30 protein-coding genes are annotated in these 25,485 nt (G+C 31.5%); 14 read left to right on the top strand and 16 right to left on the bottom strand.

Annotation, left to right across the window (positions count from 1 at the left end; genetic code table 11):
• The 9 genes from AAEO59_RS06505 to rpsF form a co-directional block, all read right to left on the bottom strand.
• Positions 1–318, bottom strand: a complete 318-nt coding sequence (locus AAEO59_RS06505) for a DNA-directed RNA polymerase subunit omega (protein WP_278035539.1) — start codon at positions 316–318, stop codon at positions 1–3.
• Positions 319–327: 9 nt separating this feature from the next.
• On the bottom strand, positions 328–1,122 hold the full coding sequence (locus tag AAEO59_RS06500; RefSeq protein WP_341699927.1) for an outer membrane protein assembly factor BamD: 795 nt from the start codon (positions 1,120–1,122) through the stop codon (positions 328–330).
• A gap of 135 nt (positions 1,123–1,257) precedes the next feature.
• Complete coding sequence (gene dapA / locus AAEO59_RS06495; protein ID WP_341699926.1) at positions 1,258–2,139, bottom strand: 4-hydroxy-tetrahydrodipicolinate synthase; 882 nt, start codon at positions 2,137–2,139, stop codon at positions 1,258–1,260.
• Positions 2,140–2,150: 11 nt separating this feature from the next.
• On the bottom strand, positions 2,151–2,669 hold the full coding sequence (locus AAEO59_RS06490; RefSeq protein WP_341699925.1) for a DUF6913 domain-containing protein: 519 nt from the start codon (positions 2,667–2,669) through the stop codon (positions 2,151–2,153).
• A 152-nt stretch (positions 2,670–2,821) separates the two neighbouring features.
• Positions 2,822–4,828 (bottom strand): NAD-dependent DNA ligase LigA, encoded by a 2,007-nt coding sequence (ligA, locus tag AAEO59_RS06485; RefSeq protein WP_341699924.1) that lies wholly within the window; start codon positions 4,826–4,828, stop codon positions 2,822–2,824.
• Between the two features lie 76 nt (positions 4,829–4,904).
• Complete coding sequence (locus AAEO59_RS06480) at positions 4,905–5,378, bottom strand: DUF6495 family protein (RefSeq protein ID WP_341699923.1); 474 nt, start codon at positions 5,376–5,378, stop codon at positions 4,905–4,907.
• Positions 5,379–5,508: 130 nt separating this feature from the next.
• The gene (gene rplI / locus AAEO59_RS06475; protein ID WP_341699922.1) at positions 5,509–5,952 is read right to left on the bottom strand and encodes a 50S ribosomal protein L9; all 444 of its coding nucleotides are present in this window, start codon (positions 5,950–5,952) and stop codon (positions 5,509–5,511) included.
• A 65-nt stretch (positions 5,953–6,017) separates the two neighbouring features.
• Entirely contained in the window at positions 6,018–6,314 is a 297-nt protein-coding gene (gene rpsR, locus AAEO59_RS06470) for a 30S ribosomal protein S18 (RefSeq protein WP_007138295.1), read from the bottom strand.
• 5 nt (positions 6,315–6,319) lie between these two features.
• The gene (gene rpsF / locus AAEO59_RS06465) at positions 6,320–6,661 is read right to left on the bottom strand and encodes a 30S ribosomal protein S6 (protein ID WP_278035532.1); all 342 of its coding nucleotides are present in this window, start codon (positions 6,659–6,661) and stop codon (positions 6,320–6,322) included.
• A gap of 168 nt (positions 6,662–6,829) precedes the next feature.
• Between rpsF and AAEO59_RS06460 the strand changes: the two genes are divergently transcribed.
• The gene (locus tag AAEO59_RS06460; RefSeq protein ID WP_341699921.1) at positions 6,830–7,525 is read left to right on the top strand and encodes a LytR/AlgR family response regulator transcription factor; all 696 of its coding nucleotides are present in this window, start codon (positions 6,830–6,832) and stop codon (positions 7,523–7,525) included.
• A gap of 5 nt (positions 7,526–7,530) precedes the next feature.
• On the opposite strand, the gene priA is transcribed toward AAEO59_RS06460, so the two are convergent.
• Genes priA through nadC form a run of 3 tightly spaced genes read right to left on the bottom strand, consistent with a single transcriptional unit; the run spans position 7,531 to position 11,843 of the window.
• The gene (gene priA, locus AAEO59_RS06455; RefSeq protein WP_341699920.1) at positions 7,531–9,984 is read right to left on the bottom strand and encodes a replication restart helicase PriA; all 2,454 of its coding nucleotides are present in this window, start codon (positions 9,982–9,984) and stop codon (positions 7,531–7,533) included.
• A 41-nt stretch (positions 9,985–10,025) separates the two neighbouring features.
• Positions 10,026–10,958 (bottom strand): YihY/virulence factor BrkB family protein, encoded by a 933-nt coding sequence (locus tag AAEO59_RS06450; protein WP_341699919.1) that lies wholly within the window; start codon positions 10,956–10,958, stop codon positions 10,026–10,028.
• A 24-nt stretch (positions 10,959–10,982) separates the two neighbouring features.
• On the bottom strand, positions 10,983–11,843 hold the full coding sequence (gene nadC / locus AAEO59_RS06445; RefSeq protein ID WP_341699918.1) for a carboxylating nicotinate-nucleotide diphosphorylase: 861 nt from the start codon (positions 11,841–11,843) through the stop codon (positions 10,983–10,985).
• 303 nt (positions 11,844–12,146) lie between these two features.
• On the opposite strand from nadC, the gene AAEO59_RS06440 reads away from it, so the two are divergent.
• Both AAEO59_RS06440 and rlmH read left to right on the top strand, forming a co-directional pair.
• The gene (locus AAEO59_RS06440; protein WP_341699917.1) at positions 12,147–12,608 is read left to right on the top strand and encodes a hypothetical protein; all 462 of its coding nucleotides are present in this window, start codon (positions 12,147–12,149) and stop codon (positions 12,606–12,608) included.
• Between the two features lie 52 nt (positions 12,609–12,660).
• The gene (rlmH, locus tag AAEO59_RS06435) at positions 12,661–13,134 is read left to right on the top strand and encodes a 23S rRNA (pseudouridine(1915)-N(3))-methyltransferase RlmH (RefSeq protein WP_341699916.1); all 474 of its coding nucleotides are present in this window, start codon (positions 12,661–12,663) and stop codon (positions 13,132–13,134) included.
• Between the two features lie 49 nt (positions 13,135–13,183).
• Here the strand turns inward: rlmH and AAEO59_RS06430 are convergent, their stop codons facing one another.
• Positions 13,184–13,819, bottom strand: coding sequence for a hypothetical protein (locus AAEO59_RS06430; RefSeq protein ID WP_341699915.1), 636 nt, complete (start codon positions 13,817–13,819; stop codon positions 13,184–13,186).
• Positions 13,820–13,821: 2 nt separating this feature from the next.
• On the bottom strand, positions 13,822–14,646 hold the full coding sequence (folP, locus tag AAEO59_RS06425) for a dihydropteroate synthase (protein WP_341699914.1): 825 nt from the start codon (positions 14,644–14,646) through the stop codon (positions 13,822–13,824).
• A 153-nt stretch (positions 14,647–14,799) separates the two neighbouring features.
• On the opposite strand from folP, the gene AAEO59_RS06420 reads away from it, so the two are divergent.
• The 6 genes from AAEO59_RS06420 to AAEO59_RS06395 all read left to right on the top strand — a co-directional run bounded on the left by AAEO59_RS06420 (position 14,800) and on the right by AAEO59_RS06395 (position 19,301).
• Positions 14,800–15,348 (top strand): DUF1599 domain-containing protein, encoded by a 549-nt coding sequence (locus AAEO59_RS06420; RefSeq protein ID WP_341699913.1) that lies wholly within the window; start codon positions 14,800–14,802, stop codon positions 15,346–15,348.
• A gap of 5 nt (positions 15,349–15,353) precedes the next feature.
• The gene (locus tag AAEO59_RS06415) at positions 15,354–16,457 is read left to right on the top strand and encodes a BT_3928 family protein (protein WP_341699912.1); all 1,104 of its coding nucleotides are present in this window, start codon (positions 15,354–15,356) and stop codon (positions 16,455–16,457) included.
• A 273-nt stretch (positions 16,458–16,730) separates the two neighbouring features.
• Positions 16,731–17,252: a TlpA family protein disulfide reductase gene (locus tag AAEO59_RS06410; protein ID WP_341699911.1), complete on the top strand. Its 522-nt coding sequence runs from the start codon at positions 16,731–16,733 to the stop codon at positions 17,250–17,252.
• Between the two features lie 37 nt (positions 17,253–17,289).
• The gene (gene tpiA / locus AAEO59_RS06405) at positions 17,290–18,042 is read left to right on the top strand and encodes a triose-phosphate isomerase (protein ID WP_341699910.1); all 753 of its coding nucleotides are present in this window, start codon (positions 17,290–17,292) and stop codon (positions 18,040–18,042) included.
• A 103-nt stretch (positions 18,043–18,145) separates the two neighbouring features.
• Positions 18,146–18,979 carry a 50S ribosomal protein L11 methyltransferase gene (gene prmA, locus AAEO59_RS06400; protein WP_341699909.1) on the top strand — a complete coding sequence of 278 codons (834 nt, stop codon included), beginning with the start codon at positions 18,146–18,148 and terminating at the stop codon, positions 18,977–18,979.
• A gap of 46 nt (positions 18,980–19,025) precedes the next feature.
• Positions 19,026–19,301, top strand: coding sequence for an ATP-dependent Clp protease adaptor ClpS (locus AAEO59_RS06395; RefSeq protein WP_341699908.1), 276 nt, complete (start codon positions 19,026–19,028; stop codon positions 19,299–19,301).
• A gap of 90 nt (positions 19,302–19,391) precedes the next feature.
• Here AAEO59_RS06395 and AAEO59_RS06390 read toward each other — a convergent pair whose 3' ends face one another.
• On the bottom strand, positions 19,392–19,805 hold the full coding sequence (locus tag AAEO59_RS06390) for a DUF6691 family protein (RefSeq protein ID WP_341699907.1): 414 nt from the start codon (positions 19,803–19,805) through the stop codon (positions 19,392–19,394).
• Between the two features lie 46 nt (positions 19,806–19,851).
• Complete coding sequence (locus AAEO59_RS06385) at positions 19,852–20,409, bottom strand: YeeE/YedE family protein (RefSeq protein ID WP_341699906.1); 558 nt, start codon at positions 20,407–20,409, stop codon at positions 19,852–19,854.
• A 176-nt stretch (positions 20,410–20,585) separates the two neighbouring features.
• On the opposite strand from AAEO59_RS06385, the gene AAEO59_RS06380 reads away from it, so the two are divergent.
• The 5 genes from AAEO59_RS06380 (at position 20,586) to AAEO59_RS06360 (ending at position 25,346) form a co-directional block, all read left to right on the top strand.
• Positions 20,586–21,107: a 2-dehydro-3-deoxyphosphooctonate aldolase gene (locus AAEO59_RS06380; RefSeq protein WP_341699905.1), complete on the top strand. Its 522-nt coding sequence runs from the start codon at positions 20,586–20,588 to the stop codon at positions 21,105–21,107.
• A 107-nt stretch (positions 21,108–21,214) separates the two neighbouring features.
• Positions 21,215–22,033 (top strand): 3-deoxy-8-phosphooctulonate synthase, encoded by an 819-nt coding sequence (kdsA, locus tag AAEO59_RS06375; RefSeq protein WP_341699904.1) that lies wholly within the window; start codon positions 21,215–21,217, stop codon positions 22,031–22,033.
• An 18-nt stretch (positions 22,034–22,051) separates the two neighbouring features.
• Positions 22,052–22,894 carry a hypothetical protein gene (locus AAEO59_RS06370; protein WP_341699903.1) on the top strand — a complete coding sequence of 281 codons (843 nt, stop codon included), beginning with the start codon at positions 22,052–22,054 and terminating at the stop codon, positions 22,892–22,894.
• Positions 22,895–23,102: 208 nt separating this feature from the next.
• The gene (locus AAEO59_RS06365) at positions 23,103–24,206 is read left to right on the top strand and encodes a PAS domain-containing sensor histidine kinase (protein ID WP_341699902.1); all 1,104 of its coding nucleotides are present in this window, start codon (positions 23,103–23,105) and stop codon (positions 24,204–24,206) included.
• A 54-nt stretch (positions 24,207–24,260) separates the two neighbouring features.
• Positions 24,261–25,346 carry an AI-2E family transporter gene (locus tag AAEO59_RS06360; RefSeq protein ID WP_341699901.1) on the top strand — a complete coding sequence of 362 codons (1,086 nt, stop codon included), beginning with the start codon at positions 24,261–24,263 and terminating at the stop codon, positions 25,344–25,346.
• Positions 25,347–25,485: the final 139 nt, after the last annotated feature.

The following is a 25,485-nucleotide window of genomic DNA, read 5'->3' as shown; positions in this document are numbered from 1 at the left end:
TTATTTGTTTGATTCTCTGTAATAAATTTTACCATCTAACCATTCTTGAACTGCAAGAGCATGTGGTTTTGGTAATTTTTCATAGAATTTAGAAACCTCGATTTGTTCTTTATTTTCAAAAACTTCTTCAAGACTATCATTATATGTTGCAAACTCTTCCAATTTTTCAGTCAATTCTTTTTTGATTTCAGAATTGATTTGGTTTGCTCTTTTAGCCATAATGGTAATTGCTTCATACACATTTCCAGTAGGTTGTTCAATAAGCGTTTTATTATACGTTATTGTATTTACTGGAGCATTCGTCTTTTTTAAATCCATGACTTATAATTATTTAGTATATTTTTGTAATTCTTGTTCAACACGAGCATACATCTCGTCTGCTTTTTCTTTGTATTTTGTATCAGCTTTAAATTTAATTAAAGTTTGATACGAAGCTTTAGCAACATTAAGCCTTTCTTTCATTTTCTCAGGTACACTATTAATACCTAATTGATATGCTGAATCAAATTTATAATACAAAGCATCTTCTTTAAATTTAGTACCAGGATAATCAATTATAAAATTATCAAAAGCGACTAAAGCTGATTTAAAATCAGAAATTGTATTATAACCTTTGGCGTTTTCGTAAACTTTTTTCTCAATCTTATCCGACAATGATTTGGTTAAACCATTCGCTTCAGTTAAATATTCTGAATTTGGAAAACGATCAATAAAAGCCTGCAATTTTTCAATCGCTTTAAAAGTATCTGCCTGATCTAAACTATAAACTGGTGACAAAATAGCATAACTTTTAGCTCCTAAAAAAGAAGCTTCCTGTATTTTAGCACTTTTTGGATAACCTGAAGCAAAACTTTCAAATTGATAGGCTGCCAAATAATATTGTTTTGTTTTATAGTAAGACTGTGCATACATATAAAACATTTTTTCAGCCTGAGGTTTCCCTCTAAATTCCGGAGCTATTTGCTCAAAAAGACGTAATGCTTTTGAATATTTAGCCTGCGCATACAAAGTATCAGCCATTTTATACTTTACCGAAACATCTTCACTTTTTAATGCCTTTTGATATTCGTTACAAGAACCAAAAAGAACAACAAGAAGCAATAAGGATACAATTTTTTTCATTTTATCGTTTGTTTTACTTATACAAGCTTACTAAAGCCTATAAAAAATCATACCGAAGTTTCGGTGGCAAATTTAGTTATTAATTTAGCGAATACAAAATATTTCTTAGTCTAAAAAAATACCTGCAAAAAGCTACTATTTATCTATTTTATTTACAAATTCAGCTATCCTTTCTTGCAAATCTTCATCAATAGTTACCAATGGTAAACGCACTGTATTATCTGCAAGACCTAATACCTGAAAAACATGCTTAATTCCGGCAGGATTACCTTGCTCAAAAATCATATCAATAATATCCGACAACAAATACTGCGATTTATAAGCCTCATCAACTTTACGATTCAAACCTAAACGAATCATTTCAGAAAATTCTTTTGGAAAGCCTTGACCAATTACCGAAATAACTCCTGAACCACCTGCCAATACTGAAGCTAAGGCAGTCATATCATCTCCTGAAATGACAAGAAAATCAGCTGGTTTATCTTTTAACAATTGCATCACCTGAACAATATCGCCAGCAGCCTCTTTAATAGCTACAATGTTTTCAAAATCATTAGCTAATCGCAAAACTGTTTTAGGAGACATATTACTTGAAGTTCTTCCAGGAACATTATAAAGAATTACTGGTAGCGGCGAAGCCTCAGCAATTGCTTTGAAATGCTGATAAATCCCTTCTTGAGTTGGCTTATTATAATATGGAGAAACAGAAAGAATTGCAACATACGGAGACATATCTCTAGTCTTTAACTCTTCAACCACTTTCATCGTGTTATTTCCACCCACACCTAAAACCAATGGTAAACGACCATTATTAGCCTCAACGACAGTTTGAATTACTAATTCTTTTTCGTCACTGGTAAGCGTTGCATTTTCAGCAGTTGTCCCTAAAATTACGAGATACTCAACTCCTCCATCGACAGAAAAATTTACAATTCTTGTTAAAGCTTCGGTATCAATTGAAAAATCTTCTTTGAAAGGAGTCACAAGAGCAACACCAGTTCCTATTAATGATTGCATGTTTATAATTTCTATTTTTTGTTTAATATTTTTAAATATCTAAATAATTCCTGAACAAAAACCTTACAATTCCCCAGATTAGTATTAATAATCAAATCATTAAGGCGTTTATCTACACTCGAAAAACCAACTTTAAATTTAGCTTTCGATTGATGTGAAGCTACCAACAATATGGCTTTTTCAACATCAAAATAATTTATTAATAAATCAAAATCCTTTTCAATAAAATCACTCACTTCCTTATTTGTAATTTGAGCTTTTCTATTTAAATGACTAGACTCTAAATTAATGGTTCGAATTCCAAAATCAGCATGAACTTTACTTTTAAAAAGCAACAATTCAATGTTCTCTTTTTTAATTCCATTAAGAACAATTTCATTAATTAAAGATGCTGTATCTTTAAAATAACTTTCATCTACAATCAAGCCTACTGTTTTTATATCACTTAAAAAAGAGCCATTCTTAACATTAAGTAAGCTGTTTTTTATTATTTTCTTTACCGAAAAACTTTTTAAGAAATCTAAAAACATAAATTGTCTTTATAAGCAAACAAAATTAATTAATTAAGTCACACTAAAGCCGGCAAATCTAAAAAAGTAATATGACGAATTAAAACTTTTTGTTAAATTCTTAACACTATTTTCTTCGTTCTGTAAGCTTATCAGAAATTACATAGTTACAATTATGTAATTGCAATCATATTCATAAAATCAGTTTCTGAAATTATTGGAATATTCAATTTATTTGCTTTTTCTAATTTGGCAGGGCCCATATTATCCCCAGCCACTACAAAATCTGTTTTGGAAGAAATAGAACTACCTACCTTTCCACCGTTATCCTCTATAGCAGTTTTAAGTTCATCACGGGAAAATTGAGTAAAAACTCCCGAAACCACAAAGGTTTTTCCCTCAAATATATTTGTTGCATTCAGATTGACTTTTTCAACAATTTCAAACTGAACACCAAAGCTCTTTAATCGTTCAATGATGATTTTATTTTGTTCATTTTCAAAAAAATCAATTACACTTTGAGCAATTCTTTCACCAATTTCATCAACTAAAATCAAATCCATCAATGAAGCCTGTCGCAAAGCATCGATATTTTTATAATGCTTAGCCAATTTCTTCGCAACGGTTTCACCTACATAACGAATTCCTAAAGCATACAACACACTTTCAAACGGAATAGCTGTAGATTTTTTAACACCATTAACTAAATTCTCCGCCGATTTTTGCGCCATTCGTTCCAATGGTAAAATTTGCTCAACTGTCAGTTCATATAAATCGGCATAATTTTGAACCAAATGATTATTATATAACAACGCAACCGTTTCTCCACCAAGCCCTTCAATATCCATTGCTTTTCGGGAAATAAAATGCTGTATTCTACCTATAATTTGTGGAGAACAACCGTAAAAATTAGGACAATAATGATTAGCCTCTCCTTCGTTTCGAACCAATTCTGTTTGACATTCCGGACAATGACTGATATAAACCGTAGGAACCAAATTTTCCGGTCGCTTAGCCAAATCAACTTCAATAATTTTAGGTATAATCTCCCCTCCTTTTTCAACAAAAACCGTATCACCAATTCGAATATCTAATTTTTCAATTTGATCCGCATTATGTAAAGAAGCACGTTTTACAATAGTTCCCGCCAATTGTACCGGTTCCAGATTAGCCACAGGCGTGATTGCTCCAGTTCTCCCTACTTGATACGAAATCGATTCTAATCGTGTTGCAACTTGCTCAGACTTGAACTTATACGCTATTGCCCAACGTGGTGATTTAGCTGTATAACCTAATTCCTCTTGATATTGTATACTATTTACCTTTATAACTACCCCATCTGTTTCGTATGGCAAATCATGACGATGCACATCCCAATAATCAATAAAATCAAAAACCGCTTGTAGATTATCAGCAATTTTTGCTTCTTTAGGAACTTTAAAACCCCATTCTCTTGCAGATTCCAAACCTTCAAACTGTGAATTAAACGGTAGTTTTTCTCCTGTTACAAAATACAACAAGCATTCTAATGGTCGTTTAGCAACTTCAGCACTATCCTGTAATTTTAAACTACCAGAAGCTGTATTTCGGGGATTTGAATATGGTGTTTCTCCTATTTCTATCAGTTCCTGATTCATTTTTTCAAATCCTGCAAAAGGCAAAATGATTTCCCCGCGAATATCAAAACGCTCTGGAAATCCATTCCCTTTTAACTGCAACGGAATCGATTTAATCGTTTTGATATTATTGGTGACATCATCACCCTGAAAACCATCACCACGAGTAACGGCTCGAACTAATTTACCGTTTTCATATGTAATACTAATAGACGCACCATCGTATTTCAATTCACAAGTATATTCCAAAGAAACATCTCCTAAAACTTTTTGAATTCTAGTTTCCCAATCCAGCAAATCCTCTTTTGAATAAGAATTATCCAAAGAATACATACGATAAGTATGAGCAACTGTTTGAAAATTTTTGGTAATCGTTCCTCCCACTCTTTGGGTTGGCGAATTTGCATCAAAATATTCCGGATGATTATTTTCTAAATTCTGAAGCTCTTTTAATTTTATATCAAACTCATAATCAGATATAGTTGGATTATCCAACACATAATAATTATAATTATGAAGATTAAGCTCGTCTCTTAATTTTTGAATGGTATCTAATACGGTCATATAAAAAAATTGGTCATTTTAGTTTCTGCGAACAGCCCACTAAAATAACCAATTTAAATAAAAAACAACAGTTAAATTACGATTCTATAATCGAATTTATTTGTTTAAATAATTGTCCGTCACTTAAAAATGCACCTTGTTGAATTAACGAAAAAATTGAAGCATTTCGCTCCTCTGTAAATACTTTTTTCCCTACTTTCATTTCAATAGTTTCCGTAAACATATTATCACTTAACCATTGCAAACCTTCTTTAGTCAAAAAATCAACATCAGCAACCAACGACTTTAAAACAATTGACTGCACATGCGTATCAAAAGCCTGAAAAAGGAAGATATGATTTTTAGAAAAATGCTCTAAATATTCCGCTTTAGACAAAACACCTTCCCAAATCAAATCTGAGAAAACATCCAATTCTTGCTCAGCAACTTCTGGTTTTTCTTCCTTTATTTTATCCCATTCCGCCTTATCAATAGATTGCGTAGCTAAAAAGTTTACAAATTCAGGATGCAATTCTTCAAACTGTTCTTTTGTTAATCTAGAATATTTCATTTATGCTGAATTTATTTCAGCATCTTCTTATTAAGATGCAAATTAATGATATAAAAAAGAATCTGAAATAAATTCAGATTAAAAAAAAAATCCCGATTTGCATCGGGATTTCAATATAAGTAATAAGAAATTAAGCTTTTTCAGCTACAATTTCGTATGGTAACTCAACGATAACATCTCTGTGTAATCTTACAGTAGCTGAATATTTTCCAGTACGTTTAACAACACCACTAGTGATGAATTTTCTTTCGATAGTTTGACCAGCTTTCTCTAAAGCTTCAACGATGTCAATATTTGTGATTGAACCAAATAATTTTTCACCACCTGCTTTAGCAGAAATTTTGATTTCAAGAGCTTTTAAAGCTTCAGCAATAGCTTTTGCATCAGCAATAATTTTAGCCTCTTTGTGCGCTCTTTGTTTTAAGTTTTCCGCTAATACTTTTTTTGCAGAAGAAGTTGCTAATTGAGCAAATCCTTGTGGGATTAAGTAGTTACGTCCGTATCCGTTTTTTACAGTTACGATATCATCTTTAAAACCTAAGTTTTGAACGTCTTTCTTTAAAATAAGTTCCATGTTGTTGTCCTTGTATTTTAGAAGTTAGTCCCGATTGTATCGGGACAACAACTTAATTAATATTATTACTTTAATAAGTCAGCCACATATGGCATTAATGCTAAGTGACGAGCTCTCTTAACAGCTACAGACACTTTTCTTTGGTATTTCAAAGAAGTACCAGTTAAACGACGTGGCAAAATTTTACCTTGCTCGTTAACAAATTTCAATAAGAAATCAGCATCTTTATAATCGATGTATTTGATTCCAGATTTTTTGAAACGACAATACTTTTTAGTTTTGTTAGTTTCAATATTTAAAGGAGTAAGATATCTGATATCTCCGTCTTTTTTTCCTGAAGCAGATTGTTGTAATGTTGCCATGATAATTAAGCTTTTTGAGATTTAAGTTTTGCTCTTCTTCTTTCAGCCCAAGAGATAGCGTGTTTGTCAAGACTTACAGTTAAGAAACGCATAACTCTTTCGTCACGTCTAAATTCAGTTTCAAAAGCTACTAATACTTCAGGAGCAACTTTGAATTCGAACAAGTGGTAAAAACCAGATTTTTTGTTTTGGATTTCGTAAGCCATTTTTTTAAGACCCCAATCCTCTTTAGCTACCATTTCTGCTCCTCTACTAGTAAGAAAATCTTCAAATTTGCTTACTGTTTCCTTTACCTGAACGTCAGATAAAACGGGATTTAAAATGAAAACAGTTTCATAATGATTCATAAGAAATAATTTATTTTGTTAAATAAGGGTGCAAAAGTAAATAAATAATCCGAATAAAAAAACAAAAACCAACTTTATTCGTTGTATTGCAAAAAAAACCGACAAACATTAGTTTTTATAAATATTTTACAATACTTTTACTAAGCCAAATCTTAAATTCAAAAAAATATGAAACTTAATTGTGTCGTTGTAGATGATAGTTCGATACAAAGAATGATCATCGCAAAGTTAGTGAATAATCACCCAAACCTACATTTAATAGGTGATTTTTCTAATGCTATTGAAGCAAAAAGTTGTATGTCGGTGCATAGTGTAGACTTAATATTTCTTGACATAGAAATGCCGGTAATTAGTGGATTTGATTTTTTAGACGGTCTAAAAACAAAACCTCAAATTATTTTCATTACATCTAAAGCTGAATATGCAATCAAAGCTTTTGATTATGATGCTACCGACTATCTACAAAAACCTATCGCTGTAGACCGATTTAATGCTTCTGTAAAAAGAGCTATCGATTTACACGCACTAAGACAGGATACTAAAGAGGAAGAAGGTGAACACATATTCATCAAAAGTAATTTGAAAAAATTAAAAATCTTCACAGCCAGAATTAAATGGATTGAAGCTTTTGGAGACTATGTAAGAGTAGTTACAGAAGACGATAGTCATTTAGTACTTTCTACTATGAAGTCGTTTGAAAATGATTTACCCAAAAAGAAATTTGTTCGCGTTCACAAATCCTACATTATCAATATTGACAAAGTAGAACGTTTCAACAGTAAATTTGCAGAAATTGGACCAACAAAAATTCCATTGAGCAGAAACAAAAAAGAAGACTTAATTAAAGCACTTTCTTACGCTTAATAGATTTAGTAAAAATCTACATTTAATGTAACTTTTATTGCTCTAAAATGCGCAACACTATCAAAACTATTCAATATTTTTTGGATAGTTTTTTTTGTGCTTACTATTGAAGATTCCTGAGGAATTTTGATCATTATTGTCCGAATATATTCATTTCTGATTCGGTTTATTGCTGGCTCTTCAGGCCCAAGAACCGGAATACCTAAATTTTGAAACAAAACTTGATACAACCACAACGAACCTTCTTTTAATTTATTAAAATCTCGATGCTTTAAAGTAACTTTTATAATTCTAAAGTATGGAGGATATTTATAAATCAAACGATCATAAAGTTGTTCCTTATACATACCTATATAATCATTATTCGTCACCTGTTGGATTGTATTATGATTAGGATTATAGGTTTGAATAATTACTTTACCTTGTTTTTCTGAACGTCCAGCACGTCCTGCCACTTGAGTCATGGTTTGATAACTTCTTTCAAAGGCTCTAAAATCAGGATGATACAACATATTATCTGCATTCATAATCCCAACAAGACTCACGTTGTCAAAATCTAAACCTTTAGCAAGCATTTGAGTACCCACCATAATATCGATTTCCCTGTTTTTGAAACTATCAATAATTTTTTCAAACCCAAATTTACCTCTGGTTGTATCCTGGTCCATACGCCCAATTTTTCGCTCAGGAAATAATTGCACCAATTCTTGTTGAATTTGCTCTGTACCAAAACCTTTTGTTGTCAAGTCAATTCCGGAACAACTATGGCAGCGTGTAGGCTTAGCAATCGAATAACCACAATAATGACATCGCAATTCATTGCGGTGTTTATGATACGTCAAACTCACATCACATTGCTGACATTGTGGAACATGGCCACAAGTCATACATTCTAATAAAGGAGAATAACCACGTCTGTTTTGAAATAAAATAACCTGTTCTCCTAAAGACAGAGCTTCTGTTATCCCATCAATCAAAACATCACTAAAATGCCCTGTCATACGTTTACGGAAATATTTGTCTTTCAAATCCACCAAAACAATTTCCGGCATTCTCACATTAGCGTAACGGTTTTTAAGTTCGACTAAACCGTATTTTCCAATTGATGTATTATAATAAGATTCCAAACTTGGCGTAGCCGAACCCAATACAACTTTGGCCTGAAAAAAATTAGCTAATACTATAGCTGCATCCCGAGCATGATATCTTGGCGCAGGATCGACTTGTTTAAAAGTCTGCTCATGTTCTTCATCAACAATTATGAAACCTAAATTAGAGAATGGTAAAAACAAAGCCGACCTCGCTCCAATTACAATTTGCGCTTTCTCTGAATTTTGCAACAGCTGATTCCAAACTTCTACCCGCTCATTATTATTATATTTTGAATGAAAAACAGCTACTTTGTTTCCAAAATAAGCCTGTAATCGGGAGACCAATTGTGTTGTCAATGCAATTTCAGGTAACAAATACAAAACTTGTTTTCCTGTTGCCAAATACTCTTCAATGAGTTTTATATAAATTTCCGTTTTTCCGCTAGAAGTCACGCCGTGCAAAAGACATACTTCTTTTTCTAAAAAACTTGATTTAATTTCATCAAAAGCCTTTAATTGTACTTCACTTAATTGTAACAAGCTATCATCAGAATCTCCGGTATAATTCACCCGATCTTCCTGAAGATGATAATCCTCAAAAATTTCTTTATCAATTAAAGCTTTTATAACAGCCGAAGAGGAATTAGAAACTTCTGTCAATTCTTTAACCGAAATTGGCTTTTTATGATTAGTGGCACTTAACTGAAAATAAGTCAACACAATTTCTTTTTGCTTATTAGCATTTTTTAAAACAGCTAACAATTCACTCAAGCCTTCATTCGAATCATATTTAGAATGCAAACGAATATAACGAACTAATTTAGGTTTATAGGATTCCTGAATTTCATCCTGCAAAACCACCACATTTTTATCAATTAGCTTTTGAATAATAGGAAATATATTTTTCTTATTCAAAATCCCAATTATATCCTGGACTTTTAATGAAGATTGCTGTTGTAAAGCCTGATAAATTAAAAACTCATCGTCAGAAAGTTCCCTTTCATCAACAAAAGTGCCCGCATTTTGAGTAATTAAGGTTTCATTTTCTAACAACAAAGCACTAGGAATAGCATTACGATACACATCACCAATCGCACACATATAATAAGATGCAATCCATTGCCAATGTTTGATTTGATTATCAGTAACTATTGGTTTTTCGTCCAGAATTTGATGAATTTCTTTGGCTTGGTATAAAGTGGGTTTATTTTGATGTATATCCACTGCCAATGCAGTTAAAATTTTGCTTTTTCCAAAAGGAACAGCAATTCGCATTCCTTTTTGAATGTAATGATACTCAGCCTCCGAAATACTATAAGTAAAAGTTTTAGCCAGAGCTAACGGTAAAATTACTTCAACAAAATACATCAATTATTGCTTAATCTCTTAATATTAAAAGTTCATCTGCTTTATTGCAGATGTTGTTCTTTTCTTTTCTTTAGTTTATTGATAACCTCATTCAGTTCAAACCCCAATAATAAAATCATGCAATTGATCCAGATGTAAAACATGACAATCAACAAGGTCCCAATAGAACCATAAAGTTCATTGTATTTTGAAAATCGGATTACCCAAACACCAAAAAAATAGGAACTTATAATTGTTAAAACTGTAGTAAAGACAGAAGCTATTGAAATAAAGGAGCGATCCTCCTGATTTTTAGTTCCAAATTTAAAAAGTACCGATGTTGTTATTAAAATCATTAAAACAAGGAACGCATAACGCCCAACAACTATTAACGGAATATTTTCACTTAAATAATCTCTGGCATTCAACTGCTGAATAAAAACTTCAAAAACAACGATAATCGCCACGGTTATAATTAACAAAAAAGCTAAAAACAACGACATACCAATAGCGACAAAATACTGATGAAAAAAACCTCTTTTTACCAATACATGCTTAGAATTTTCAAACCCTCCTAAAATTGCATTTAAACCATTAGCCATTAAAAAAATAGACAATAAAAATCCCGAAGAAACTAAACCGGAATGACTATTGTGTAAAATATCATTAATAATATTTTTAATGGCATAAAAAGTATTGGGTGGCACACCATCAGCAACAAAATCGAGAAAATCATCCTGAAATCCTTCAATAGGTATAAAAGGGATAAGGTTCAAAATAAAAAGTGCAAATGGAAACAACGCCATAAAAAAACTAAACGCAATAGATCCCGCACGGTTTGACAAAGCCGCCTCTGTAATTCCCAGAATGTACAATTCTAACAAATCATACAACGATAATCCACTGAGCCACTTGAGTTTTACTTTTTTTGACCAACGCACAAAATTGCGTATCAAAGGGATTTTCTGAAGTTTTATTTCTATCTCTACTGACATTAACGCTAACTTTTACAAAGAAAATTATTCGATTGCCTTTAAACTCAAGTCCATATTATAAATAGAATGCGTCAAAGCACCCGAAGAAATATAATTTACCCCGCATTCCGCATAATGACGAATAGTGTCTTCATTAATATTTCCTGATGATTCCGTCATTGATGCATTTCCTATAAAGGCAACCGCTTCTCTGGTCATTTCGTAATCAAAATTATCCAAAAGAATACGAAAAACACCGCCGGCTTCCACAATTTGTTTTACTTCATCAAGATCTCTGGCCTCTACGATAATTTTCAAATCACGGTTGGTTTCTTTCAAATAGGCTTTGGTTTTGGCTATGGCCAATCCAATTCCACCTGCAAAATCAATATGATTGTCTTTCAGCATCACCATATCATACAACGCAAAACGATGATTCTCTCCTCCTCCTATTTTTACTGCCCATTTTTCGGCCACACGAAAACCCGGAGTAGTTTTACGAGTATCTAAAATTTTAGTATTCGTTCCTTCAAGCAATTTCACGTAGCTATTCGTTTTAGTTGCAATAGCCGACATTCTTTGCATCGAATTCAAAACCATGCGTTCTGCCTTTAAAATAGACTGAGAACTACCCGAGACATGAAAAACAACATCACCAAATTTCACTGGAGTTCCATCCTCAATAAAAGTTTCGACTTTCAAATTAGCATCCACATAATTAAAAATCATTTTTGCAAATTCAACACCGGCAATAATTCCGTTATCCTTTACCAAAAGTTTTGCTTTTCCTTGAGCTTCAGCAGGAATACAAGCTAACGAACTGTGATCGCCATCTCCTACATCTTCTCTAATGGCATTTGCAATTAATAATTCTAACTCGTTTTGAAATTGTGCTTCGCTAATCATTTTTTACCTGAAATTTTTTTCTTGCTAAAGTAGGACATATTTTGTGTATTCTAAAATTTGTTTCTGTTTCACTTATAGCAAACACATAAGTTTTTTTCTACCGCTGATTCGCAGATTTATATTAAGAACAAAACAATTCAAATAAAATGAACTCAAATTAAATTTTATAAAATCCTAAAAATTTACTTTTTACAAAATAAATCTGCGAATCTGTAGTCTTTTCCACTATTCTTTTTTCTAAATTGTTTTGGAAGACAAATCCATAAAAAATATGTTTTACATTTGAAAAAAAATACAACTACAATGTCTACTTTATCTCCTGAAAATGAAAACGCCAAAATAATCGAATTGGTATCGCAATACATTGATTTAAGTGTAACACCGTTTAACAAACCTGAAAGAACTGTTGTTAGAGTTGACAAACGCGACCCAATGTACGGAGGAAAAGGAATTGTCTATTTACTACAAATGTTTGACGAGGGCGAATTAACTAATAACCGTATTGGGGCTTACATGGTTTTTTGCAACAAAGGTGACGAAGCTGGATTTCATACTCATGGCACTCGTCATGAAGAAGAACTTTATATTGTCATGCATGGAGAAGGCGAATACACCGAAATGACTAAAAAAGACGGAATTATCAGAAAAAAAACACTAACAAAAGGCAGTATTACCGCCATGAGTGGTGAAGGTTTTCATTCGCTAATTAACACCACTAACGAAATATTGATTGTTTTTGTTATTACAACCAATAATCCGAAATAATTAAAAAGTAAGTTAGTTTAATATCTTTGCAGCTTCGAAAATCATCCTCAAAATGAACATCAAACTCATCGCCATAGGCAAAACAGATAATAAAGCTTTGCAAAGCTTAATTGATGATTACACCAAACGATTGTCATTCTATATCAAATTTGAGTTAGAAATTATTCCTGACATCAAGAATGTAAAAAACTTATCGGAAAATCAACAAAAAGAAAAAGAAGGTGAATTGATTTTGTCCAAAATTGGTCCCTCTGACCAATTGATTTTATTGGATGAAAATGGAAAAAACTTTTCCAGCGTTGGATTTTCGGAAGAATTACAAAAGAAAATGAACTCGGGAATCAAAACCCTGGTTTTTGTAATTGGCGGGCCTTATGGATTTTCGGAAACAGTTTATGCTAAAGCACAAGGAAAAATTTCACTTTCTAAAATGACTTTTTCACACCAAATGGTTCGTTTATTTTTTATCGAACAATTGTACCGCGGTTTTACAATTCTAAGAAATGAACCTTATCATCATCAGTAAGCAGTGTTCAGTGTTCAGAATGCAGTAAGCTATCAACTTACAATTATCATCAAAAAATAAATTCATTCACCGAAATTGGATTGGTACTGTACAAGTCAAATTTTCGCAACAAGATTTTATTTTCGATGTATTCTCCGTAGGACATATTCTTATCAAACTGAACAACAATTCGAGGTTTTAGAATAAACTGAATGCTAAAAAACTCCTGTAGTAAGTCTGATTTTTTGACATTTTTCCCGTTTAGAGAAACCAAAGCATTGCCTTTTTTAAAATAAATAACAAAATCATTTTTCTTAGGCTTAGCCATTTTATAATACACTTTAGTAAATGGTAAAAAAGCTAAATTTTCTTTTACTATATCAGCATAAGAGTAATAATTCTCGGCTTTTTCATTTTGATGTGCTTTTTCATTACGTTTTTTCTCCTGCAATTTTATGACTTCAGGAATAACTAATCGTAACGGTAAACGCTTGTCTATGTTAAAAATCCAATTGGTCGTAATGATACTGTTTTTTCGATTCACTTCAGCCAAAGTATCTTTTCCTTCGTTTCTAAAAAAGATATAAATTGGCGAATGATCCTCAACATTACTAACAACAGTTGTATCTGATTTAGGAAGTAATACATCTTCTTTACTTCCGCAGGAAATCAAAAAAAGAATTGCGATAAGACTAAAATATTTCATTTTTAAGCATTCAGTTTTTCAAACAATTTTATACATGCAACAGCCTCTTTTACATCATGTACACGCAATATTTGTGCACCTTTAGTTAAAGCAATGGTATTTAAAAACGTAGTTCCATTTAAAGCTTCATCTGCTGAAATTGATAAAGCTTTATGAATCATCGATTTTCTGGAAATACCAACTAAAACAGGTAATGTAAAATTATGAAACAAACTCAATTTTTGCATCACTTCGTAATTTTGTTCTATCGTTTTTGCAAATCCAAAACCAGGATCAACAATCAAATCATTTATCCCTAAACTTCTTGCCTGCGCTATTTTTTCTGAAAAGTAGAACAACATTTCTTTCACAATATCCTGATAAGTTGTCATACTTTGCATCGTTTGAGGCGTTCCTCGCATGTGCATCATAATATACGGAACCTGATAATGCGCAACTACTTCCAACATTTTATCATCAAGATTTCCAGCCGAAATATCATTAATTATTGCCGCTCCGTTTTCAATACAAGCGCTGGCAACTTTACTTCTAAAGGTATCAATAGAAATTAGAATATTTGGAAAATGTTTTACTAATAATTGAACAACAGGAACAATTCGATTTAATTCTTCTTCTTCAGTAACAAATTCGGCACTGGGTTTACTGGAATAAGCTCCAATATCAATAAAAGTTGCACCTTCATCAAGCATTTTTTCAACTTTGGTAATAATTTCTTCCTCAGTTGCATATTTACCACCGTCAAAAAAAGAATTAGGAGTAATATTTAAAATTCCCATCACTTTAGGTTGTGATATATCTATGAGCTGTCCTTTGCAGTTTATTGTCATTTTTTCATTGTTTTTTGATTCAAACCTTAAAGTTTTCAATTCAACTCATTAAAAACATTTTTTTTATGAGAACTTTAAACTTTCAAGTTTCAAACATTTTAAATTTAATCCCTATTTTTGGAAAAATTTTTAGACAAATATACAGCAATAATAATGAAGAACACTTCTCAAGAATACGATAAGGTAATTGAAATTTGTCGTTCCTTATTCGTTAATAAAATGCAGGATTATGGTAGTGCCTGGCGCATTTTACGTTTACCATCTCTAACTGATCAAATTTTTATCAAAGCACAACGTATTCGTAGTTTACAAGAAAACGAAGTTCGAAAAGTAGACGAAGATGAGTCAAGCGAATTTATCGGAATTATCAATTATTCGATTATGGCTTTAATTCAATTAGAATTGGGAGTTGTAGATCAGCCCGATTTGAATGTTGAAAAAGCTTCTGAATTATATGATGCCAAAGTAAAACTGACCAAAGATTTAATGGAAGCTAAAAATCATGATTATGGTGAAGCTTGGCGTGATATGAGAGTAAGTTCATTGACCGATTTAATTCTTCAAAAACTACTTCGTGTAAAACAAATTGAAGACAACAAGGGTAAAACAATCGTTTCAGAAGGTATAGATGCTAATTACCAAGACATGATTAACTACTCAGTTTTTGCATTAATCTTAATGAATTTCACTAATAACAAATAATTATCATGAAAAATTTCATCAGCCAATTTTCACGTTTATTTGTTGGTATCCTTTTTATTATCTCCGGATTAATCAAATTAAATGACCCAGTAGGTTTCTCTTATAAATTAACTGAGTATTTCAGCGAACCCGTTTTTAATCTTCCTTTTTTAACTCCGTATTGCCTCTATTTAGCTGTATTTTTAGTCATTGTAGAAGTAGTTTTAGGCGTTATGTTACTTATAGGTTACAAGTCTAAATTTACAATTTGGAGCTTATTGTTAATGATTGTATTTTTCACTTTCCTTACTTTCTATTCTGCTTATTTTGATGTAGTTAAAGATTGTGGATGCTTTGGAGATGCCTTGCACCTAACTCCATGGGAATCTTTCACTAAAGATGTTATTCTTTTAGGTTTCATCCTGATTTTATACATAAATCAAAAGCGCATCAAACCGCTATTTAATAATAATAGTTTTCAAAATGCCATTGTATATTTAAGTTTAGCAATTAGTATTTTTATAGCATATTTAGTTTTAAATCATTTACCAATAATTGATTTTCGTCCTTACAAAGTAGGCAACAACATTCAAAAAGGAATGAGAATTCCACAAGGTGCACCTACTCCAGTTGTAGAAATGGTATTTATTTATAAAGTAAACGGAGCTCTGAAAGAATTCACTGAAAAAGATTTAATGAATCTTCCGGAAGGCGCTGAATTTGTAGACCGAAAAGACAAAATCATCAGTCAGGGCTATATACCACCTATCCACGATTTTACAATGACAAAAGACGATTCAGATTATAAAGACGAATTGCTTCTGGAACCAAAACTTTTAATGATTGTAACATATGATTTAACTTTATCCAAAGAAGAAGGTATGATAAAATTAGCTTCACTATATAATGAAGCTTCTGTCAAAGGATACAAAGTAGTTGGTATGACTAATTCGTCCAAGGCAGAAATTGAAAAAGCTCAAAAAAAATACAATCTGAAATTTGATTTTTATAGTTGTGATGCTATTGCACTAAAAACAATCGAACGAGCTAATCCAAGTATTGTAATTTTGAACAAAGGAACCATCAAACAAAAAGTTCATTACAACGATATTAAAGATTTAAAATTATAATAATTGAAAGCTCACTTAAGACATTAAAAGTCGTTTGTGAGCTTTTTTAAAACTCAAAAAGCATCAAAAAACAATTAGAAAGAATCCTTTTTAATGCTTTTTTTAAATAAACTTTGAAATCGAATTATTTGATTGAATCAATTCTGACAAACTATTACGTTTTCATTTATATTTTTATAACTCAAAAATTAGTTTTTGTTATTTTATATGATAAATTTCAAAAAACAGCTATCTCTAAATTACAATCAAATTGTTTATTTTAACTTTGGAACGATGAAAAAATTAAAAAATACTATTTTATTATTATTCGTTTTTGCAACAATTTCTTGTTCAAAATCAAATGCTCAAAAATCAGCTTTTTCTGAAGAAGCTTTAGCTGAAAAAGTATTAAATACGAATGGAAGTGAGATTGCTTTCAAAAATATTTTAGCTCAAAACAAAGGAAAAAATCTAGTTATTAAAGTCTGGGCAACTTGGTGTCGTGACTGCGTCAAAGAAATGCCAAGGATGAAAGAGTTACAAGAATCACATCCTGAAACAAATTATGTCTATATTTCAATGGATGATAATGCCGAAAAATGGAAAAACGGAATTGAAAGATACCAATTGAAAGGACAGCATTATATGGCAAAAGATCAAATGAAAGGAGTATTTGCCAAAGCAATAGATTTAGATTGGATTCCTAGATGCATCGTGATCGACAAAAAAGGAAAAATTGTAATATACCGTGCTGTAGAGACTGATTTTGAAAAAGTCAATGCGACTCTGGATCGATTAGAAAAAGAAACAATTTAAAATTTAGTAAAAACAAAATTCAAATATAACAACGACAATGAGAAAGAAAATTGTAGCAGGAAACTGGAAAATGCACAAAAATGCAGCACAAACTAGTGAATTATTAAGTGAATTAATCGCAAAAGTCCCTGCAAATACAACAGCACAAGTAATTGTTGCACCTACATTTGTAAACTTAGCTGCAGCAGTAAACCAATTAAAAGGAACAAACATCAGTGTTTCAGCTCAAAACGTTCACCAAACTGAAAGTGGTGCTTTTACAGGAGAAATTTCTGCTGATATGTTAACTGGAGTTGGTGTAAATACTGTAATCCTTGGTCACTCTGAGCGTAGAGCAATTTTTCACGAAAGTGATGCTTTAATTGCTGATAAAGTTAATACTGCATTAAAACATGATATGACTGTAATTTTTTGCTTTGGTGAAGAATTAAAAGACCGTCAGTCAGGAAATCATTTCAACATTGTTGAAAACCAATTAAAAGATGGTTTGTTCCAAGTGGATGCTAAATCATGGAATAAAATCGTTTTAGCTTACGAACCAGTTTGGGCTATTGGAACAGGTGAAACTGCTTCTCCAGAACAAGCACAGGAAATGCACGAATTTATCAGAAAAACAATTCTTAAAGCTTACGGAAAAGAAATTGCTGAAAACGCTACTATTCTTTACGGAGGTTCAGTTAAACCTGAAAATGCTAAAGAAATTTTCTCTAAACCAGACGTAGACGGTGGCCTTATTGGTGGAGCTGCTCTAAAAGCTGATGATTTCGTAGCTATTGTTACTGCGATCTAAAAATATACTTTACAAAACTATTAGAAGCGATAATTTACTTTATCGCTTTTTTTATTTTCAGTTCATCAAAGAGAAATAGTACCTTTGCAAAAAAATAATTTTTATGTCAAATATTTATATCGCCTATCATTTTAGTATTGAACCAAAAGAACTGGGTTCGGAAATATTAATTGCCGAATTAGGCGAATTAGCATTCGAAAGTTTTACTGAAACAGAAACCGGAATTTCAGCTTTTGTTCAAAAAGATTTATGGGACGAAATGATTCTGGAAAATGTCAACATTCTTCATTCCGAAGAATTTGAAATTGACTATTCTTATGAAGAAATTGAGCAGGTAAACTGGAATGAAGAATGGGAAAAGAATTTTGAACCTATTGACGTAGACGGAAGATGTCATGTAAGAGCTCCATTTCACCCAAAAACGGAAGCTGAATTTGATATTTTGATTGAACCTAAAATGAGTTTTGGAACCGGACATCATGAAACCACACACATGATGATTCAACATTTACTAGAAATGGATGTTACTGGGATGAAAACTTTAGATATGGGTTGCGGTACCGCTATTCTTGCTATACTTGCTGAAATGAAAGGCGCTCAACCAATTGATGCCATCGATATTGACAACTGGTGTTATTTGAATTCTATTGAAAATGCCGAGCGTAACAATTGCAAGAACATTAGTGTCTATGAAGGTGATGCTGCATTATTACAAGGAAAAAAATACGATTTAATTATTGCAAACATCAACAGAAATATTTTGCTAAATGATATGCAAACTTATGTTGACTGTTTAAATCCAAAAGGAACCTTATTGTTAAGCGGATTTTACAACGAAGACATTCCCGCAATTGATGCTTGTTGTACCGAAAAAGGTTTAACTTATGTTAAAAAATTCGAAAGAAACAACTGGGTTTCACTTAAATACGTAAATTAGTACTTTGTTAATTATCAAATATTTAAAAGTATAAATAAATATCAGTATGAGTACGATAGAAAAAGTTAAAGAAAAAGTTAGTGTAAAAGAAGTCACATCTAAAAACAACGAAATTATTCTTTATAATGACGATGTAAATACTTTTGATCACGTAATTGAAACTTTGATGCGTGTATGCGAACATACTCCTGAACAAGCTGAACAATGCTCTTTAATAGTACATTATAATGGTAAATGCACTGTTAAAACTGATTCAATAGATAAGCTAAAACCGCAATGTACGCAGTTATTAGAAGCTGGTTTAAGCGCTGAAATAATTTAATCAAGATTACCATAAAAAAACATCCGCTTTTGGCGGATGTTTTTTTTATGAGGTAATAATAGCTTTTAATTAAAATTTACTCTTAAGAAATTAATGAGGCAATTTATCTTTTACAACACCATAAAGGAAAGTTCCTAACAATGCCCCTAGTAAAACAATAATAACCGTTGTAAATCCTGCACCAATCAAAATAAAAATTGGCCCCGGACAAGAACCAGCTAATGCCCATCCTAAACCAAAAATCAATCCGCCAATAATATAACGCAGTGTTGACGGCTCTTTATCCTCAATACAAATTGGTTCTCCAGTTATATCTTTAACCTTAAATCTTTTTATCAACTGAAGTCCAATTACCCCCGTCGCAACTGCAACCATAATAATTCCGTACATATGGAAAGATTGAAACTGAAACATTTCGTAAATACGATACCAGGAAACCGCCTCAGATTTAGTTAAAACAATTCCGAAAATAAATCCAACTAAAATAAACTTTATCAATTTCATATTTTAATATTTATTGTTTGTTATAAGCAATATGCCTATTACATATTTATAGAATTAATGGTAAAATAAAATGAGACATAATCAATCCGCCTATAAAAAAGCCAATTACCGCTTTTAAAGAAGGAAGTTGTAAATTACTTAATCCGGAAATAGCATGACCAGAAGTACAACCACCTGCATAACGGGATCCAAAACCAATCAATATCCCACCTAAAACCAAAATTGCGATACTTTTAGGTGAATTAAAAATTTCTTTAGCAAACAATGCGTTCGGCATTAATTTCCCTTCTGGAGCATCAATATTCATAGTTTGAAGCTGTTCTATCGTTTTAGGATTTAACGAAACATTAGAAGCATCACTCAAATAGTGAGTTGCTACAAAACCTCCTAACATCGCTCCTGCTACCACAGCAAGATTCCAACGTTGTGCTTTCCAATTAAAATTAAAAAAAGCTACTTTGTTTCCTGCTCCTGCCAGACTACATAAAGTTCTCAAATTAGACGACATCCCAAAAGTTTTCCCAAAATAAACCAGTACCAGCATTACTAGACCAATTAAGAAACCTGAAATATACCACGACCAGGTATGATAAATTAATTCCATATAAATTATTTTTATGCAAATTTAAATACAAAGTATTCAATGCAATGTGAGAAATGTTACAAAAGCCAAAAAAAATCTTCACTTAAAAAAAAGTAAAATATCACTTTAAAATTTGAAGTTCTCAATATCTTTGTACAACTATTTAAAAGCCAATCTATCAAAATCAATTCATCTTCATGAAGTCACAATATATAACTACAATAGTAAAAAAGATAAAAGAAAACAAGAGGCTATTTGCTTTTTTAGTGGCTAAAAAAGTGATTGTCACTATTGCTTTGCTGTTTTTAAGCTCTTCCTGTATTAGCACAAAATCAACGTTAAGAAATGTAAATGATAATGCCCCTATCCCAAAACTTTCTAAAGACAACACTTTTATAATTACAGAATACAGTAAAGACAAAAAATACGGCTATAACAAAGATTACCCTATCAATATTTTTTACTACACAACTACTAATGAAAAATTAAATGAGGAACGCTATTTAAATGCATTGGCAGGTCCTAAGGGTGAAAAAATCAGTTATACAAAAATTGAAACCTGTTGCCCCTTTCCTTCAAAAAGAACCGCTATGGGAGCTGGATTTTTAAATGCATATGAAATTCGTTGGGAAGGCCAAAAAAAACCTATTATTCTCTACTTGAACATTTACGAAAAAGGTTTTTTGATGTGTCCAATGGGTCTTACTATTAAAAAATAGTAATACGCAAAAAACACATTTTTAAATTTTTTAAACCCCAAAAAAACAAAAAATAAAATCGCAAAGTCGCAAATCATAACTACCTTTGCAACTTCAAAAAATCAACTATGAACATACAAAATATTCCTCAAATCAAGCATACTGAAAGTGGTAATTTCTTTTTACTTTCAGGTCCATGCGCCATCGAAGGAGAAGAAATGGCATTGCGTATTGCTGAAAAAATTGTTGGCATTACAGATAAATTACAAATCCCTTACGTTTTTAAAGGTTCTTTTAAAAAAGCCAATCGTTCACGTATTGACAGTTTTTCAGGAATTGGAGACGAAAAAGCTTTAAAAATTCTTAGAAAAGTATCTGAAACTTTTCATGTTCCAACTGTTACTGATATCCACACTAATGAAGATGCAGCTATGGCCGCACAATATGTAGATGTTTTACAAATTCCTGCCTTCTTAGTACGTCAAACAGATTTAGTTGTGGCTGCTGCCAATACTGGAAAAACAGTTAATTTAAAAAAAGGACAATTTATGAGTCCGGAAAGCATGAAGCATGCCGTTCAAAAAGTATTGGATTGTAACAATCAAAATGTTATGGTTACTGATAGAGGAACTATGTTTGGCTACCAAGATATGATTGTTGATTTTAGAGGAATCCCTACTATGCAACAATATGCGTCAACAGTATTAGATGTTACGCATTCATTACAACAACCTAACCAAACTGCAGGTGTTACCGGAGGTCGTCCTGATATGATTGAAACTATTGCCAAAGCTGGTATTGCTGTAGGTGTTGATGGAATTTTCATTGAAACGCATTTTGATCCTGCTAATGCAAAAAGTGATGGTGCTAACATGCTACACTTGGATTATTTTGAAGATTTAATGACCAAATTGGTTGCTATCAGAAAAACTGTAAATTCATTTTAATTTTCTAAAAAAACTTTCGTGAAAAAATTATATACTGCTGCTTTGGTGGCATTCTTATTCACAAACTGCCTTAGTGCGCAAGAAGAACTAAAAGTTCAAGAGAAATATACCGCTCACAATAAAGGGAAATTTTTCATTTCCTGGGGAGGAAACAGAGACAGTTATTCTAAATCAGATGTCACTTTTAGTGGTGAAGGTTATCGATTTACTGTTGAAGACATGGTTGCACATGACAAACCTAAAGGCTGGCATATTGATTATATCAACCCTTCTAGAATAACCATACCGCAAACTAATTTCCGTTTAGGATATTTCATTAACGACCATTATAGTGTAACTGTAGGTTTAGATCATATGAAATATGTGATGACACAAAATCAAATGGCTAAAGTTAACGGAAATATCAATATTGGTTCTGAATTTGATGGAACTTACAATCATGAATTAACGGAAATGACACCTGAATTCCTAAAATATGAGCATACCGATGGTTTAAATTACGTTCATACCGAAGTTTCCAGATTTGATGACATTTCCTCTCTATTTAAACTTCCTAATACTGATAAAGTTCAAATAAACTTAACGGAAGGTCTTGGTTTTGGATTTTTATACCCAAAAACAAATACCACTTTACTAGGCAAAGAACGTCATGATGATTTTCACACTTCAGGATATGGAATATCTGCTAAAGCAGGTTTGAATATTACTTTCTTTAAACATTTCTTTATTCAGGGTGAATTAAAAGGAGGATATATCAATATGCAGGATATACGCACCACTCAAAGTACAACAGACAAAGCGGCACAGGATTTTTATTTTTTCCAAAAAATCATTTCTTTTGGAGGTGTTTTTAAAATATAAATCAAAAAATATTGATCATTCATAAAGAGGTTTGTGCATAACGAATCTCTTTTTTCTTTTTATAAAAAAATAACATACTAAAACACAATAATTTTATTTAACTCATCTTCAATAATTCTAAAAAAAAATTATTTTTGTAAAAAACACTTCCCCAAGTCTTTTTTACAACCTATTTACTTGTATTAAGCCACTATTTCTAAATAATGCTATGACAAAAAATAGAGAAAATGATAATGCTTGCAATTTTGAGGTTTTTAATAATTTTGAAAGTTTTTTTGACACCTCTCATGATCTATTTTGCATAGCTGGATACGATGGATATTTCAAGAGAATAAATCCTGCTGTTTCTAAATTATTGGAATATTCACACGAAGAATTATTTGCCAATCCAATCAATAGTTTTGTTTATAAAAACGACAAAGAAAAAACAAATACAGCTAGAAACGAACTAAAAAGCCTGATTCCTCTATTTGATTTTGAAAACAGATATGTAACGAAAAGCGGACAAGTAGTTTGGTTGTTATGGACCTCAATCCCTGTTGAAGATGAACAAGTAATTTATGCGGTAGCTAAGAACATTACGCATAAAAAAGAGCTTGAAAAAGAACGAACACTACATCTTAAGCAACTAACAGAAATCAATCAGAGTTTTAAGAAATTAAGTTATTCTACAGCACACGATTTACGATCACCTGTAAACAATATTACCAGCATTCTTGAATTGATGGATATTAGTGAAATTAAAAACGAAGAAACATTAGAATTCATTAATATTCTAAAAGCTACTACTGACACCTTAAAAGAAAATTTAAACGAACATTTTAAGTTTCTGAATGACAAAAATAAAAACCCTGACTCACAGTTAGAAGAAATTACTTTAAGCACCACATTAAACGAAGTTTTAGCATCAATAAATTCTTTAATACAAAATTCGCAGGCTACGATTAGCATTGATTTTTCAAGAATTGACCAAATTAATTTCAACAAAACTTATTTAAAAAGTATTTTTCTAAACTTAATTACAAATTCAATTAAGTATGCACAACCTAATACTTTATCCACTATTGCTATTCGTTCAAAAATAACAAATAATGGTACACAGTTAATCATTTCAGATAACGGAATTGGCTTTGATCTTGACAATGTGAAAGACAAAGTATTTGGATTACACCAAACTTTCAATGATCACGCTGATAGTAGTGGTATAGGATTGTATTTAGTACACAATCATGTAACTAATCTTGGAGGCCAAATCATGCTTGAGAGTCAACTAAATATGGGATCTACTTTTACAATAACTTTTAAGGATTAAAAGACTATTAATCTGATTATTTTTATTAATTTAATAAAAAATAATTTGTTGTTTATGAGTCTTTTTCCAAAAACATCAAGCCATACTAAAAATACAAATGCTATCTCAGGCTTAGAACTCTTGCACTATTTCTTCCTGACGGCATTAATACTTTATTTTGGCAAACTTCTTTTTATCCCCCTTAGTTTTGCCATTCTGGTAAGTTTCATCCTTTATCCTGTATGCAAACGACTTGAAAAAAACAAAATACACCCAGTAATTGCAATAGGTATAGCATTATCCGCTCTGTTTATTTTATTAATTGGCATATTAAGTTTGCTTATTTTCCAAGCTAAAGAATTTCTTTTAGAATGGGAACCTTTTAAATCAAAACTTCTGGAAACCTTATATCAAATAAGCACTTATATCTCTAAAAACCTGAATATTACGAATACTGAACAAATTTCATTTTTTGAAAACATACTAAACCATTCCGAAAATCAATTACTATCTATTTTAGAATCTTCATTTTATTCATTTTCTCATGTTTTATATTATATAATAATCATTCCGGTTTTTACTGCACTTATTCTTTACTATCACAAAATATTTATAAATGCAATACTTGTTTATTTTCCTAAAGAACAAAATAAGAAAATCATTGAAATACTAAGGGAAACTATAAATATCTACCATAATTTTATTAACGGAATGCTCTTGGTTTATTTAATTGTTGGAATTTTCAATAGCATCGGACTATTAATAATTGGAATTCCCCATCCATTTATGTTTGGATTTATTGCTGCTATACTTACATTCATTCCCTATGTTGGTATCATGATTTCGGCACTTTTACCTATTACTATTTCCTGGATTACTTACAATTCAATATGGTACCCTATAGGTGTAATTTCTGTTTTTGCCTTTGTTCAGGTTTTAGAAGCTTATATTATTTTCCCATATATTGTAGGTAATAAATTAAAGATAAACACCTTTGCTATTATTCTTATGATTACCCTAGGTGGTATCTTATGGGGAGCTGCAGGAATGATTTTATTCATACCTTTCACAAGTATCATTAAATTAATTGCTGATCGTACAGAAAGTTTAAAAGCAATTTCCATATTTTTAAGTGATGGAAATGAACAAAAAATAAAATAAAAAAGCCTCCCGAAAGTAGTCATGGTCGGAAGAAATTCTGGCCATTTTTTTATGTTTTAAATACTTTATCAGGATTTCCACCTGCGAATATTATCAAAATCGCTGTAATCATATCTCTAAGTTCCATTGCGATTCTTCT

Source organism: Flavobacterium flavipallidum (assembly GCF_038289905.1).
Lineage (GTDB): Bacteria > Bacteroidota > Bacteroidia > Flavobacteriales > Flavobacteriaceae > Flavobacterium > Flavobacterium flavipallidum.
Note: the sequence above shows the minus strand (reverse complement) of the source record. Positions and strands in the feature narration are given on the sequence as shown.

Coding starts and splice junctions, on each gene's coding strand:
- AAEO59_RS06420 (WP_341699913.1), top strand. CDS start 14,800: ATGAAGAACACTTCTCAAGAATACGATAAGGTAATTGAAATTTGTCGT.
- AAEO59_RS06395 (WP_341699908.1), top strand. CDS start 19,026: ATGAGTACGATAGAAAAAGTTAAAGAAAAAGTTAGTGTAAAAGAAGTC.
- tpiA (WP_341699910.1), top strand. CDS start 17,290: ATGAGAAAGAAAATTGTAGCAGGAAACTGGAAAATGCACAAAAATGCA.
- rpsR (WP_007138295.1), bottom strand. CDS start 6,314: ATGGCAACATTACAACAATCTGCTTCAGGAAAAAAAGACGGAGATATC.
- AAEO59_RS06390 (WP_341699907.1), bottom strand. CDS start 19,805: ATGAAATTGATAAAGTTTATTTTAGTTGGATTTATTTTCGGAATTGTT.
- AAEO59_RS06505 (WP_278035539.1), bottom strand. CDS start 318: ATGGATTTAAAAAAGACGAATGCTCCAGTAAATACAATAACGTATAAT.
- rlmH (WP_341699916.1), top strand. CDS start 12,661: ATGAACATCAAACTCATCGCCATAGGCAAAACAGATAATAAAGCTTTG.
- ligA (WP_341699924.1), bottom strand. CDS start 4,828: ATGACCGTATTAGATACCATTCAAAAATTAAGAGACGAGCTTAATCTT.
- AAEO59_RS06440 (WP_341699917.1), top strand. CDS start 12,147: ATGTCTACTTTATCTCCTGAAAATGAAAACGCCAAAATAATCGAATTG.
- rplI (WP_341699922.1), bottom strand. CDS start 5,952: ATGGAACTTATTTTAAAGAAAGACGTTCAAAACTTAGGTTTTAAAGAT.
- AAEO59_RS06460 (WP_341699921.1), top strand. CDS start 6,830: ATGAAACTTAATTGTGTCGTTGTAGATGATAGTTCGATACAAAGAATG.
- AAEO59_RS06415 (WP_341699912.1), top strand. CDS start 15,354: ATGAAAAATTTCATCAGCCAATTTTCACGTTTATTTGTTGGTATCCTT.
- AAEO59_RS06385 (WP_341699906.1), bottom strand. CDS start 20,409: ATGGAATTAATTTATCATACCTGGTCGTGGTATATTTCAGGTTTCTTA.
- AAEO59_RS06490 (WP_341699925.1), bottom strand. CDS start 2,669: ATGTTTTTAGATTTCTTAAAAAGTTTTTCGGTAAAGAAAATAATAAAA.
- prmA (WP_341699909.1), top strand. CDS start 18,146: ATGTCAAATATTTATATCGCCTATCATTTTAGTATTGAACCAAAAGAA.
- folP (WP_341699914.1), bottom strand. CDS start 14,646: ATGACAATAAACTGCAAAGGACAGCTCATAGATATATCACAACCTAAA.
- AAEO59_RS06430 (WP_341699915.1), bottom strand. CDS start 13,819: ATGAAATATTTTAGTCTTATCGCAATTCTTTTTTTGATTTCCTGCGGA.
- kdsA (WP_341699904.1), top strand. CDS start 21,215: ATGAACATACAAAATATTCCTCAAATCAAGCATACTGAAAGTGGTAAT.
- AAEO59_RS06450 (WP_341699919.1), bottom strand. CDS start 10,958: ATGTCAGTAGAGATAGAAATAAAACTTCAGAAAATCCCTTTGATACGC.
- dapA (WP_341699926.1), bottom strand. CDS start 2,139: ATGCAATCATTAATAGGAACTGGTGTTGCTCTTGTGACTCCTTTCAAA.
- AAEO59_RS06480 (WP_341699923.1), bottom strand. CDS start 5,378: ATGAAATATTCTAGATTAACAAAAGAACAGTTTGAAGAATTGCATCCT.
- nadC (WP_341699918.1), bottom strand. CDS start 11,843: ATGATTAGCGAAGCACAATTTCAAAACGAGTTAGAATTATTAATTGCA.
- AAEO59_RS06360 (WP_341699901.1), top strand. CDS start 24,261: ATGAGTCTTTTTCCAAAAACATCAAGCCATACTAAAAATACAAATGCT.
- AAEO59_RS06500 (WP_341699927.1), bottom strand. CDS start 1,122: ATGAAAAAAATTGTATCCTTATTGCTTCTTGTTGTTCTTTTTGGTTCT.
- rpsF (WP_278035532.1), bottom strand. CDS start 6,661: ATGAATCATTATGAAACTGTTTTCATTTTAAATCCCGTTTTATCTGAC.
- AAEO59_RS06365 (WP_341699902.1), top strand. CDS start 23,103: ATGACAAAAAATAGAGAAAATGATAATGCTTGCAATTTTGAGGTTTTT.
- AAEO59_RS06410 (WP_341699911.1), top strand. CDS start 16,731: ATGAAAAAATTAAAAAATACTATTTTATTATTATTCGTTTTTGCAACA.
- priA (WP_341699920.1), bottom strand. CDS start 9,984: ATGTATTTTGTTGAAGTAATTTTACCGTTAGCTCTGGCTAAAACTTTT.
- AAEO59_RS06380 (WP_341699905.1), top strand. CDS start 20,586: ATGAAGTCACAATATATAACTACAATAGTAAAAAAGATAAAAGAAAAC.